Annotated in this window: 12 protein-coding genes and 3 pseudogenes; 4 read left to right on the plus strand and 11 right to left on the minus strand. The window is 29.2% G+C overall.

Features of this window, described 5'->3' with window-relative positions:
• Positions 1-351 precede the first annotated feature (351 nt).
• Positions 352-813, minus strand: coding sequence for a hypothetical protein (locus DIC82_15145; GenBank protein ID AWK52252.1), 462 nt, complete (start codon positions 811-813; stop codon positions 352-354).
• 46 nt (positions 814-859) lie between these two features.
• Between DIC82_15145 and DIC82_15150 the strand changes: the two are divergent.
• A pseudogene (locus tag DIC82_15150) lies at positions 860-1,252 on the plus strand (cytochrome b5).
• A gap of 371 nt (positions 1,253-1,623) precedes the next feature.
• Here DIC82_15150 and DIC82_15155 read toward each other — a convergent pair.
• Positions 1,624-1,872 (minus strand): hypothetical protein, encoded by a 249-nt coding sequence (locus DIC82_15155; protein ID AWK52253.1) that lies wholly within the window; start codon positions 1,870-1,872, stop codon positions 1,624-1,626.
• 215 nt (positions 1,873-2,087) lie between these two features.
• Here DIC82_15155 and DIC82_15160 point away from each other — a divergent pair, with 215 nt between their 5' ends.
• Positions 2,088-2,927, plus strand: a complete 840-nt coding sequence (locus DIC82_15160) for a murein L,D-transpeptidase (GenBank protein ID AWK52254.1) — start codon at positions 2,088-2,090, stop codon at positions 2,925-2,927.
• 320 nt (positions 2,928-3,247) lie between these two features.
• On the opposite strand, the gene DIC82_15165 is transcribed toward DIC82_15160, so the two are convergent.
• The 4 genes and pseudogenes from DIC82_15165 to DIC82_15180 all read right to left on the minus strand — a co-directional run bounded on the left by DIC82_15165 (position 3,248) and on the right by DIC82_15180 (position 6,595).
• On the minus strand, positions 3,248-4,495 hold the full coding sequence (locus tag DIC82_15165; protein AWK52255.1) for a hypothetical protein: 1,248 nt from the start codon (positions 4,493-4,495) through the stop codon (positions 3,248-3,250).
• Positions 4,496-5,177, minus strand: a pseudogene (locus DIC82_15170) (glycosyl transferase family 2). It lies immediately after the preceding gene.
• Between the two features lie 441 nt (positions 5,178-5,618).
• Positions 5,619-6,038, minus strand: a complete 420-nt coding sequence (locus DIC82_15175) for a hypothetical protein (GenBank protein AWK52256.1) — start codon at positions 6,036-6,038, stop codon at positions 5,619-5,621.
• Positions 6,039-6,508: 470 nt separating this feature from the next.
• Positions 6,509-6,595, minus strand: a pseudogene (locus tag DIC82_15180) (nitroreductase family protein).
• A 199-nt stretch (positions 6,596-6,794) separates the two neighbouring features.
• Between DIC82_15180 and DIC82_15185 the strand changes: the two are divergent.
• Both DIC82_15185 and DIC82_15190 read left to right on the plus strand, forming a co-directional pair.
• Positions 6,795-7,361: a LemA family protein gene (locus tag DIC82_15185; GenBank protein ID AWK52257.1), complete on the plus strand. Its 567-nt coding sequence runs from the start codon at positions 6,795-6,797 to the stop codon at positions 7,359-7,361.
• Positions 7,358-8,146, plus strand: a complete 789-nt coding sequence (locus DIC82_15190; protein AWK52258.1) for a beta-propeller domain-containing protein, methanol dehydrogenase — start codon at positions 7,358-7,360, stop codon at positions 8,144-8,146. Before DIC82_15185 ends, DIC82_15190 begins: the two co-directional genes overlap by 4 nt.
• A 79-nt stretch (positions 8,147-8,225) precedes the next feature.
• Here the strand turns inward: DIC82_15190 and DIC82_15195 are convergent, their stop codons facing one another.
• The 5 genes from DIC82_15195 to DIC82_15215 all read right to left on the minus strand — a co-directional run bounded on the left by DIC82_15195 (position 8,226) and on the right by DIC82_15215 (position 12,445).
• Positions 8,226-8,495: a competence protein gene (locus tag DIC82_15195; GenBank protein ID AWK52259.1), complete on the minus strand. Its 270-nt coding sequence runs from the start codon at positions 8,493-8,495 to the stop codon at positions 8,226-8,228.
• Between the two features lie 123 nt (positions 8,496-8,618).
• Positions 8,619-9,956, minus strand: a complete 1,338-nt coding sequence (locus tag DIC82_15200) for a CCA tRNA nucleotidyltransferase (protein ID AWK52260.1) — start codon at positions 9,954-9,956, stop codon at positions 8,619-8,621.
• Between the two features lie 177 nt (positions 9,957-10,133).
• The gene (locus DIC82_15205; GenBank protein ID AWK52261.1) at positions 10,134-11,030 is read right to left on the minus strand and encodes an N-acetylmannosamine kinase; all 897 of its coding nucleotides are present in this window, start codon (positions 11,028-11,030) and stop codon (positions 10,134-10,136) included.
• A gap of 174 nt (positions 11,031-11,204) precedes the next feature.
• Positions 11,205-11,915, minus strand: a complete 711-nt coding sequence (locus tag DIC82_15210) for an rRNA pseudouridine synthase (protein ID AWK52262.1) — start codon at positions 11,913-11,915, stop codon at positions 11,205-11,207.
• 290 nt (positions 11,916-12,205) lie between these two features.
• Positions 12,206-12,445 (minus strand): ground-like protein, encoded by a 240-nt coding sequence (locus DIC82_15215; protein AWK52263.1) that lies wholly within the window; start codon positions 12,443-12,445, stop codon positions 12,206-12,208.
• Positions 12,446-12,606 lie beyond the last annotated feature (161 nt).

Genomic DNA, 12,606 nt, shown 5'->3' on the forward strand with positions numbered 1-12,606 from the left:
AGCCATTAGTCAAGTTCAGGAATGGCAGAATACTGGTGCATCTCAATTATTAAAGAGTGATACAAATACAGGGACAAGTAGTAATATAGGTGCACAAGGAAGTACAGGCATAAGTGGTGGTACTATGCCTAGCAATAGACAAATATCCCAAGACAAATCTAAGTTTACTCCTGATGATTGGATTAGATATATTACTCCTCTAGTTATTTACGCCTTAAGAGAAACTACGCAAGGAATGAATACACAACGTGCATATGAGAAATTTATTTTATTAGGTGTACTTGTAGGATTAGGAAGAACCCCTCAAGAGGCCATTAATCAAGTTCGAGACTGGGAAAATACTGGTGCATCTCAATTATTAAAGAGTGGTACAAGTACAGGAACCAGCGGTAACATCGGTACAAGTGGCACAGGCGGAAGTGGTGGTATTGGTACAGGAAGTACAGGCACAGGCGGCAGTATGGGTACAGGAGGCATAGGAAGTACAGGCACCAGCGGCAGTATAGGTACAGGAAGCATGGGAAGTACAGGCACTAGCGGTAGTACAGGTACAGGAAGCATGGGAAGTACAGGCACTAGCGGTAGTACAGGTACAGGAATCATGGGAAGTACAGGCACTAGCGGCAGTATAGGTACAGGAAGCATGGGAAGTACAGGCACCAGCGGCAGTATAGGTACAGGAAGCATGGGAAGTACAGGCATCAGCGGTAGTACAGGTACAGGAAGCATGGGAAGTACAGGCACTAGCGGTAGTACAGGTACAGGAATCATGGGAAGTACAGGCACTAGCGGTAGTACAGGTACAGGAATCATGGGAAGTACAGGCACTAGCGGTAGTAATACTATGCCTCCTACCAGTCAAGTAAAGCAAGACACATCTAGGTTTACTCCTGATGATTGGATTAGGTATATTACTCCCCTAGTTACTTACAGTTTAAGAGAAACTACTCAAGGAATGAATACACAAAATGCATATCAAAAATTTATTTTATTAGGTGTACTTGTAGGATTGGGGAAAACGCCTCAAGAAGCTATTAATCAAGTTCAGGAATGGCAAAATACTGGTGCATCTCAATTATTAAAGAGTGGTACAAGTGTAGGAACCAGCGGTGGTATAGGAAATACAGGAACCAGTGGTAACATTGCTACAGGTGGAATCGGTGGTGGCATGGGTACAGGAGTCACAGGAACAGGTGGAAGTACAGGAACAAGTGGTGATACTATTAAAAGGAATAGACTTTATTTCGACTAAATTTTAAAATAAGGCTATGTCTTAATATAGTGTTGAAATATGATAAAGAATCATAGGTGGGATTGTCCACCTATGATTCTCAATATGAGAAACGTGTAGATTTCCCTATTTTTCTGATATCGCTTTTCTTAATGCATTGCAAATCGTATTTCCAAAAACAATTTTTTATTAGTTGTTCTATCTACATGTTGAGCATGTTATATAGATAATGATAAGTTTTCTTGTTAAAGATTAAAGTAAGATTATTTCTTCATTATACATAGTTCTTTTAGACACAAAAATACTCCCCTTTCTAGTAAGAGATTTTTTAATCTGTCTACTTTAAGGAGAGTATATCATTCAATAGTAGTTATATGTTTCTAATTTTTTGATTATAAATGTATATATTTTACTTTAACACCATCAACATCAAGTAATTCATTTTCAAGTATTTTTATTTCATCTAAACTAGAATGAATATGTAAAATTATCAATCCCTCCTCGGAACAAGAATTTTGACTAACTTCGTGAAGACCAAGTCTAGTTTTTATAATGCAGCCATGCTTAGTTAAAATAGTTTGAACTTGTGGAGCATGAGCACTTCTAGGATCAATAGTTACTGCCATAATTGTAGTTTCCATAAATTACATCTCCTTGTTTTTATGTTTTAAATTATTATCTCCAAATAAGTCGAATTAATACAATTTTAATTTATTATTTATTCTGTCAGATTTTTAAGTAAAATTACGAATTATATAAATGTGCATCCTTCTTATATATTGCAAATATATAAGGTTTAGTAACTTAAAAGAGGATGAAAAGTAAAAAATAACAAAAGAGAAAAGGAAATAATAAAATGAAAAAAACTATTTTAAGTGTAGCTGTTGCAGAAATTATAATAAGTTGTGGCATTCAAACTAATGTTCATGCTTCAACTATAAATAATACAAATGATGCTAATAAGAATACAGCTACAATATCTACATTACAGAAAAGTGAAAAATTGCTTTCAATAGGTTCGAAAGGTGACGTTGTGAAGAGTATACAACGATTGTTGAATTCCCTGGAAGGTTATAATATTCAGGAGGATGGATTATATGGATCAGAAACTTATAATGCCATAATTAAATATCAATCTAAAAATGGCTTGATACAAGATGGTATTATAGGTAAACAGACAGTAGCTAAATTATTGAGTATTGATACCAGCCCTAAATCAAATATTACAAATTCAAATATTGAAAACGGAAAGAAAGTAAACAATGTAAAGAACGTAAATGAAATGATACAATCCGAATTAAATTCAAAAAAAATAACTTCTGATACAAATTACTTCGTAGCTGTAAGTAAATCACAAAGAAAAGTGTATATTTATCATAAGGAGTATGATTCTTGGGTAAATATACAAGTATTCACTTGTAATATAGGAGCACCTGATAGCCCAACTATAGAAGGGAATTTTTATAGTGGATTAAAAGGTAAAGATCTAAGGATAAATGAAACATGTGTAAAATATTTCACACAAATAAGTGGAAATTATCTATTTCATAGTGTACCTTATAATGATATTGGAGAAGTTATGGATGGTCGCTTAGGTGAAGCAATATCCCATGGATGTGTTAGACTTTCTTTAGATGATGCTAAATATATCTACGATACTATTCCAGCAAAAACTGGAATTAAAATCATTAAATAAAAAATTAATAATATATGTTTTTTATTCCTATAAATAAATCATATTAAGACAAAAATCTTAATATGATTTATTTTTTACTTTATTATTTTGTAAATTTAATAATTGTTTCCTTATAAAATTTAGTGAATAATTCAGATTAAAACACTTAATTTTTATTAACAAACCTCCTTATGTCTATGTGATTTAATATGTATATGTTTCCATTATAACACATTATAAACTCTAAAATTCAAATATATCTATTCAAAAATTAACCTTTAATTTATATACAAAATTCCATCCTACTTAACAATATTTTAATACTATTGCATTTTTATAATTTAATTAATCTTTAAAAAATTCATTATTTTTTCCCAAGCCAATTTGGTATCTTCAAAATCTTTATAATGCTCTTTTACATGGATATCATAAAATTCCAGTTCATTTAATATATTTCTAAATTCTTCATTTCCAAAATAATTGCAAATCTTCGGAATTACATTTGATAAATTTTCTTTCATTTTTATAATTTCTGTTTCGTAATCATCTCTTTGAGTGATATAAAGTAAGAGTGGCTTGTACCTAATCCAACCGATGCAAGCTTTTAAAAACCTTTTAGTAATTACGCTTGAATCAGCCTTTATAGTTTTTAATTTATTAGGAAGCACTCCAAGAAGCAAATGCTCATAATTAGAGAAACCATCATGGAATGTATAGCAAGGAACTTTCCTTATATTATATTCCCTAATACAAGTGCTTAAGAAAGTGTCTTCTCCCCTTGCTCCTGGTGGGTTATAAAAAGGAAATAATTTATCGATATGCTTAAGATTAAAGCCTAAATTAGAACCAGAAATAAATTTCATTCCATTTATTTCTTTAACATCTTCAATAATTTCACTATTAATTATATCAAGGTCAGCATATGTAACACCACCTTCATTCATTTTTGCTTTTATTGAATCCCAGTTAATAATATCATTACTTATAGATTCTATAAAAATTCTAAACTCATCTTCAGAAAGTTTATCGTTGAAATCCAAATATGGTATTGGAGAAATGTAACCACAATGATGGCCATGTGTCATATCAACATTTTTAATATTACTAATATGTGTTGACAAAACCTCTTGACCTTTCCAAACAATACTATCATTTATCTTTATAGTTGCTATGGGATATTCATCATCATCAAGGAAAATAAGATAATCCATTTTATTTTTCAATGCAAAATACAAAACTGCATTTCTTTTCATAGCATAGCCTTCACCAAATATAAGTTTAGCCTCTTTTAAATTAATAACCTTTTTTTCTACTAAATATTGTGCCTCAGTTGTTATTGAAGAATTTCCTAAGTAGTAAGCTGAATCCACCCCATCCAATATTTCTTCGTCTGTAATTTTGTAATCACTTATTTTTGTACTTTTATACTTCAAATCGTAAGCAACAAACAGATGTAGTGCATATTTTTTATTATCCACAAATCCAGATTCGTTCCAATTATCTACATAGGTTTTTACTACATTTTTAAAATTCTTTCTTCCTGTTACAAATCCAACACCCACATTTATTTTCTTTCTTTCAATTTTCATCTATTTTTCACCCACTTCCCATTTTATTAAATTAGGATTGGCATCCATAATAGAATCATATTGTTCTCTGATTCCATATATAGCCTCTGGGTCTAAAAGTTCATATCTATTAAGTTTTTCTATTCTATCTTCTTGTGTTGCCCATCCAAGATGTTTAACTCTAAATTCAGATGTAGACTTAGGAAAAGAGAAAGTATTTATAGGAAATCTTCCACAGTGTTGAGGTGTTTCATTCCATGTATAACTAAAATTAGGTTGGTATCTCATTAAAAATGGTCTATAGATACTATGTGCATTCCAATATTTATCCTCACGATAGTGAGTATCATTCCACATATCATATAACCTAAAACAATAAAAATCGTAATTCTTGTCATCAATAAGCTTTTGTGAATTTTCAAAAAAACTCTTCTAATATTTCATCTGCGTCAAGATTTAAAATCCAATCAGGATTTGTTTTTATAGTTTCACTCCATTGCTTTTTCCTAAGCTCGACTTCACTTCCAAACATTGATTTCTCATTTTGTATAATATGCAAAGGTATACCTTCAAGTATTTCCTTACACATATTTACTGTATTGTCAGTGCTTCCGTCATCAATAATAACAACTTCATCAATATGTTCTTTTAAACTATTTAACATCTGCCTTAGATAACGTCCTTCCTCATTTTTGACTATCATAGAAAGAGTAATTTTATTCCCATTTTCTTTATATTGTCGTACAAAGTCGAGATCCGTTTTGCAATAATTTACATAATCTTTAACACCCTTTAAGTCTTCTTCTCTGTAAATGTGATATGCTGGATAATGAGTATCAACATAAAGGTCAAGCCCAAGGACAGCTGCCCGTATGCAGAAAAATCTGTCTTCCCCATGTATAGTTAAGTTTTTAATTGACTTAAAGTTAACACCTTTTACAAGTGCAGCTCTACTAATCAGTGTACATGCTCCGAGTCCACCCACTTCATATAATCCGGGTATTCTAAGCTGATTCAAAAACTTAATTTGCCTTAAATCCATCTCTTTTTTGCTTAAGTTTTCACCTAATTTTTTTGGTACCAAATCATATTCATCAAAAAGCCAAACATTTGGTTCTAACGGCCTGTCCTTATGCCACTGGCTCTAAAATATTTCAGAGATAATATCCTTATTTGTAGTTTTTAGATGCTCAATCAAATTAGGATGTAAAACTAAATCAGAGTCCACAAAAAACAAATAATCATAATCATTTTCTATTGCATAATCAATTATAGAATTTTTGTAATTTGCTACCTTTAACATTAGGTTATCATCCCAATAATGAGATTCCTCGTTGCAAATATATACTCCAAGTTCTTTACCCTGCCTTACAATAACCTTTGATTCTTCTCTTTTAAACTCTGCTAACAATCTATTAGATTTTTCATCTTTATTATCATCAATAAACATATAATCTATTGTAATCGTATCCCTATTAAGGTTTTTTAATGAATTTAAAAAGGCATCCAATATTTCTGGTTTTTGATATACTGGACTACCAACTAATACTCTTTTTTTATTCAATTATATAAGCTCCTTCGTAAACCTATTTTAGATATTTAATGGTTGCAAAAAAGTCTATCACATTTTTTTCCAAAATAGGTTGTCTTAAATCTATTATTTTTTCTTAGTTTTTTTTGCTGAAACTGTTTCAGTTGCAATTATTGGTTGTGTCGTAACTTTCTCAACTATTTTCTTCTTTTTTTTTAATTTATTTGGATTTTTATCTCCCATTTATTTCACCTCATTCCTTTTTTATATGGCAATTATTATAATATTTGTATATATCTATATAAAAAAGCAATCAAAAAAGCCACTTTATAAAAAAGTGACTTATAATATTCGTATCCATTTTCAGTTAGTTAGCACTCTTCACTGATGAGTGCTAATATATTTATCCTATCACTAAGTTAACATAATGTCAATTTTCTGTCTAAATGAAATATTGGTATCCATATAAGTATAATTTTTGCTATGTATATCTATATCATTTTTTAATACCAAAATTTTATGAATTCATCAATAGGCTTTCTATAACCTCTTATTTTATTACTATCCAGGTCTTTTTTACCCATTAGAATATTATATATTTCTTTTATAGATGTGTCGAAATCTTTTATAATATTTAGCATAAACAAATCTTATTTTTTAATACGTTGAATTATAATATTAATACTTTATAACTAGTATTAATAAAGTATTCTCTTTTTCAGCAAATCTATATATATATTTAATATTTCTGCATATACTAAACATGTTATAGAAAGGAGAGTTAGTTGTATGAATAAAAGTATGAAAATAATATTAATCATAGTAGGAATTTTAATAATTTTAGCTATTCCTATTAGTGGATACAATAGTTTAGTTTCCCTTGAACAAAATGTTAATTCAGCCTCATCAAATATTGATACTCAATTACAAAGAAGATCTGATTTAATTCCTAATTTAGTTAGTACTGTTAAAGGATATGCAACGCAAGAAAAAGCTATTTTTACAGATATAGCAAATGCAAGAAGTAAATTAGCTGGTGCTACCAATGTATCAGACAAAGCTAATGCAGATAGCGAATTATCTGGCTCTCTATCAAGGCTACTTGCCATTGTTGAAAATTATCCTGATTTAAAATCAAATCAAAATTTTAGAGATTTATCAGTCCAATTAGAGGGAACAGAAAATAGAATTGCAGTGTCTAGACAAGATTATAATACTGCTGTAACTAATTATAATACTAAAAGAAGAAGATTCCCTAGTAATATAATATCCTCATTATTTGGTTTTCAAGAAAAACCGCTTTATAAAGCAAGTGAGGGTGCAAAAGAAGTTCCTTCGGTAGATTTTACTAAGTGAAAATAATTACTAAAAACAGATTTTTCAGTTTATTTATATGTTTTCTTCTTTTAGCAATATCAATTTTATCTTTTCCTGTAAGTGCTGATATTAAAATACCTTCTCCAACAACTTATAAATATTTAAATGATTATGCTAATGTAATAGATAAAACAAAATTAAATAACATAATTTCTATTGGAAAAGAATTAGAAGATAAAACTGGTGCTCAAGCAGTTGTAGTTGTAATAGACTCAACCAATAATGTTCCTATTGAGGAATATGCTATTAATCTCTTTAGAACCTGGGGCATTGGTCAAAAGAATAAGGATAATGGGTTATTAATACTTTTAGCCATAAATGATAGAGCTTGGAGAGTAGAAGTTGGTCGTGGGCTTGAAGGTCCTATTCCTGATGCATTAAGTAACAGGGTTATGGAGTCAATTGCAAAACCAAGCTTTATAGACGGTAACTATGGTGAAGGATTGCTTAACTCTTATAGTGCACTTTGTGATTACATCGCCAAAGAATATAACGTTACCTTAGATAAGTCCTTAAACATCTCTGTAACCAATAATAATACTATTTCTAATACTAATCTTATAATTTTTGGTGGTATATTCATAGGATTGTTGCTATTAGATTTGGTGTTCAATAGAGGAAGGATTTCTTATACTCTTTTACAAATTTTCTTTTTAAACAGTTTATTTAGAGGAAATGGTCCTAGAGGTGGATCTTCTGGTGGTGGCTTTGGAGGATTTGGTGGCGGTTCTTCTGGAGGTGGCGGTTCCTCCGGAAATTGGTAAAATAAATCAACACAAAAGGGGCTGTTACACAATGAATAAAAATTCATTATGCACAGTCCCTTTTGCATAATTAATATTTTTATCTATTATGATTAGGATTAATATTAACTTGATTAATTGCTTTCGTAACTTGAACTATAATATCAGTCTCAACTTGTTGCTTAGTACTTTCTATTTTAGCCATTATCTTGCCTAAAGGTGTAGATACATAATATGGTTTCAAATTATTAAGAGAAAGTGTATAAATATCTCTTTTACATTTATCACATTTACAGCCATCTGATTTTTTCAATAAAGCTCCCATATATTCATCTACCCATATTTCCATACAATTAATAATATTATTCATTAAATTATTTCCTCTCTTGTTTAGACTTTACTTCTTTAAGTAGTAGTATTATTCCATTATTTTCAACAAAATAATTATAATATTAATTTTACAATAGTTTTACAATAATGAACAGTACTTTTATTATTTATCGAATTTTATTTTTTTAGCTATATTTATAAGTTCTTCTTTTTCATTCAGTTTTGGCTTTTGTATAACTAATTCTAATAGATAGTTTAAAGTCTCTCCAATTTCTTTTCCTTTGTTAAAGCCCAAATTTATCAAATCTCCACCATTAATACTTAAATCTTTTAAATTAAAACATTCATTTTGAGTTATTATTAAGTCTAATTTGCTTTCAATACTAATTAAATTTAACAATCGCTCTTTTGCATAGATTGGATTCTGAGCCAATATATCTGCTCTTTTAACCTTGATTAAATCTTTTAAAAGATCCTCTCCTATTTTGTTTAACATTCTTTTAACTGATAACTTACTTTTTAATGTAGCATCATGATATTTTATCAAAATCAAGACTTTATTTATAGTATCATTATCATACTTTAACCATCTAAGAATACTCTGTGCTATCTCTACAGATTCTCTAGCATGAGCATAGTAATGAGAAATTCCGCTTTCATCTGTAGTTTTTGTTTTTACCTTTCCAAAATCATGTAACATCATAGTTAGTCTTAAGTGAAGAAGTGGTTCTATGGCTTCTGTAGCTACAAGTGTATAACTGTACAAATCATAAATATGATAAGAATTATTTTGTTCAAAGTTATAAAGCTTATTTATCCCTGGCATAATATACTCTAATATTTCGCATTCTTTTAAAATTTCTATTTTTCTAGGATTGCTAAGCAATGTTTTATTAAATTCTTCCCTTATTCTTTCTTTAGATATATTTTTTATATTATCCTTAAGTACTTTTATTGTAACTAATACATTTTCATCAATTTTAAAATCCAATTGTGCTGAAAATCTAATTGCTCTAAGCATTCTTAAAGCATCTTCATTAAATCTTTTTTTCGGTTCACCTACAGTTTTTATGATTTTATTATTTAAATCTTGGATACCACCAAAATAATCTACTAAACCATCTTTTTCATTATATGCCATAGCATTGATTGTGAAATCCCTTCTTGCTAAATCTTCTTTTAAAAAGCTTACAAACTTAACCTCTTTAGGATGCCTATTATCTTCATATTCTCCATCAGTTCTATAAGTTGTAACTTCATATCCTTCTTTATTTATCATAACTGTAACAGTTCCGTGCTTAAGCCCTGTTAATACAACTTTATTAAATAATTTTATTACTTCTTCTGGATTAGCTTTAGTTGTTATATCCCAATCCTTAGGGTGTTTTTGTAAAATGCTATCCCTAACACATCCTCCAACTATATAAGCCTCATATCCATTATTTATTAATGTGTTAATTATAAACTTAACATCTTCAGGTATATCAATCCTCACATTCATTCTCTCATCTCCCACTCTATCACATTATTTTTATGTAAAATGAGCTGTTCTCAAAATTCTTCTGAGAACAGCTCATTTTAGATATTTCTTGTCCTTATTCAATGATTAGTGCCTTTGACTTTTTATCCTATACCTAGAATCTGAAGCTAAAAATCACTTTATTTTCTTTCATATACTTTAATCATCTGATACATTTCTATTGTTAATTGAATATACATTATATGTTTGCCATATTTTTTCCAAGTTTCCGAATATATCAGATATATTTTCTTTTTCCCTCATTCCAACAGCAATAATTAATGCATTTATTACTGATAATGGTGCAACTAAAGAGTCCACAAATGATGCCATGTTACTTTGAGCTATTAGCGTAAAATCTGCTTTAGATGCTAAAGGTGATAATAAACTATCTGTAATCGCAACTACTTTTGCACCTCTATCTTGAGCGAATGCCAAAGCATCAATTGTCTTAGCTGCATATCTTGGGAATCCAATTCCAATAACTAAATCCCCTTCACCTATATTTATCATTTGTTCAAAAACATCTGAAATACCATAACTTACAGTTCTTACATTTTGCAGTATTATATTTAGATAAAATCCTAAAAATTCGGCAAGAGCTGTTGAACTTCTAAGTCCTACTATATATATACCCTGTGCTTCAAATATATTTTTTACAACTTCTTCAAAAGTATTTTGATTTATTTTTTCTAAAGTAGCTCTAATATTTTCCATATCTGCTTTAAGTACACCCTTTAAAGCATCTCCATCAGAAAAATAATCATTTCTAAGTTCTAACCTTTGAACTGTAGTAAGTTTATTCTTGATAAGCTCTTGCAAAGATTTTTGCAATTTAGGGTATCCTGAAAACCCAAGTTCATTTGCAAATCTTACCACTGTTGATTCTGATACTCCTACAGATATTCCAAGCTTCGCTGCTGTCATAAATGCAGCTTTGTCATAGTATTTTAATATGTATTCAGCTATTAATTTTTGGCCTTTACTTAATCTTATAAATTTTCCTTGAATTAATCTCATTAAATCTTTGCTATTTTCATTGTTCATTTCATCCATATTTTGCCTTCCCATTATCAAATTGAATAATATCAATTTAATTCTATCATCTTAATTCTAAATATTCAATAAATAACTGATTTTTCAAAGCAATTATTGAAAATTTGCAATATTTTTTTCACTAACCTTCAGTATAGTTTATTAATATTCTTGCATATTATAGGAATCTAATTTTTATAAACTATTTATATAATTTATTTCATCTTTGTTTAAATCTCTATATTCTCCTCTTTTTAAATATCCAAGCTTTATTCCACCAATGGATATTCTCTTTAGTGATAATACTTCATGATCTAATGATGCAAACATTTTTCTTATTTGTCTGTTCTTTCCTTCATGAATTGCAACTTCTACAGTTGATATCGCTTTATCATTACTTATAACTTTAACTTCTGCTGGTGCAGTTATATATCCACCAATATCTATTCCTATTTCAAACTTTTTAATATCATTATCACTTATTTCACCATCAACTACTGCTATATATTTTTTTACAATTTCTACTCTTGGATGAATTATTTTATTATATATTTCTCCATCATTTGTTAGTAATAATAAGCCTGAACTATCATAATCTAGTCTACCAATTGGATATATTCTTTCTTTTACCTTAACTATATCTAAAATAGTATCTCTTCCCTTTTCATCCTTTACAGAACTTATGTAACCTTCAGGTTTATTAAGCATTATATATACTTTATTTTCTTCTTTATTTATTATCTTTCCTTCATATTCTACTATATCTTCTAATGGATTTACTTTAGTTCCAAGCTCATTAACTAAAACTCCATTAACTTTAATTTTTCCAGCAAGTATTATTTCTTCACATTTTCTTCTTGAAGCCACTCCGCAACTTGCCATGTATTTTTGTAATCTTTCTTCCATAATTTTAATCACTCCATAATTTTTGTATTTGTCTTCAATACTTTTTCATATTTTGATATTTAAATTATATCTTTTTCAGCTGCATAATACAACTTTTCTATATATAAACCTTATAAATTGTACGTTTATTCAAAACTGAACATTCTTTCATTCATAAATATAATGTAGTTTACACATTTATAATGTTGTAATTTTATATTATAAAGGTAATAGAAACGCTAAAAGTAGCGTTTCTATTAGCTAATGCTAAGGATACTTTATAGTTATCTTCCTTAGGATTAATGAAGTTACTAGAAAATTCCTCCGCAGCCTCTTCCACCGCCGAGAAATAAAATAAATAAAATCCAAATCCAACTGCCACCACCGCAGCCACCAAATCCGCCGCCAAATCCGCCACCAAATCCACCATTATTACCGCAACAACTATTATTATTACAACAACAATTATTATCACAGCAAGAAGATTGACATGGGCAGCAAGAATTACATCTGCAGCAACAATCTCTAGAATTGCTAGAATGTTTAGACATGTTTACCATCTCCTATTCTTTTGTTAATATATCTTATTCCATTTTTACATTTTTTGTTCTTTATTACTTAAAAATAAATATAAAAACCATATGTGAAAAATAACTATAGTTCACATACGGTTTTTGTTAAAGTTAAATAAAATATTTTTCTTTATAAGATT

Source organism: Clostridium beijerinckii, from assembly GCA_003129525.1.
Classification (GTDB): Bacteria; Bacillota; Clostridia; order Clostridiales; family Clostridiaceae; genus Clostridium; species Clostridium beijerinckii_D.

What these genes read in the sequence shown, in the direction of transcription:
- DIC82_15145 (AWK52252.1), bottom strand. Translation starts at nt 813, where the DNA reads ATGATTCCTGTACCTGTACTACCGCTAGTGCCTGTACTTCCCATGATT.
- DIC82_15155 (AWK52253.1), bottom strand. Translation starts at nt 1,872, where the DNA reads ATGGAAACTACAATTATGGCAGTAACTATTGATCCTAGAAGTGCTCAT.
- DIC82_15160 (AWK52254.1), top strand. Translation starts at nt 2,088, where the DNA reads ATGAAAAAAACTATTTTAAGTGTAGCTGTTGCAGAAATTATAATAAGT.
- DIC82_15165 (AWK52255.1), bottom strand. Translation starts at nt 4,495, where the DNA reads ATGAAAATTGAAAGAAAGAAAATAAATGTGGGTGTTGGATTTGTAACA.
- DIC82_15185 (AWK52257.1), top strand. Translation starts at nt 6,795, where the DNA reads ATGAATAAAAGTATGAAAATAATATTAATCATAGTAGGAATTTTAATA.
- DIC82_15195 (AWK52259.1), bottom strand. Translation starts at nt 8,495, where the DNA reads ATGAATAATATTATTAATTGTATGGAAATATGGGTAGATGAATATATG.
- DIC82_15200 (AWK52260.1), bottom strand. Translation starts at nt 9,956, where the DNA reads ATGAATGTGAGGATTGATATACCTGAAGATGTTAAGTTTATAATTAAC.
- DIC82_15205 (AWK52261.1), bottom strand. Translation starts at nt 11,030, where the DNA reads ATGGATGAAATGAACAATGAAAATAGCAAAGATTTAATGAGATTAATT.
- DIC82_15210 (AWK52262.1), bottom strand. Translation starts at nt 11,915, where the DNA reads ATGGAAGAAAGATTACAAAAATACATGGCAAGTTGCGGAGTGGCTTCA.
- DIC82_15215 (AWK52263.1), bottom strand. Translation starts at nt 12,445, where the DNA reads ATGTCTAAACATTCTAGCAATTCTAGAGATTGTTGCTGCAGATGTAAT.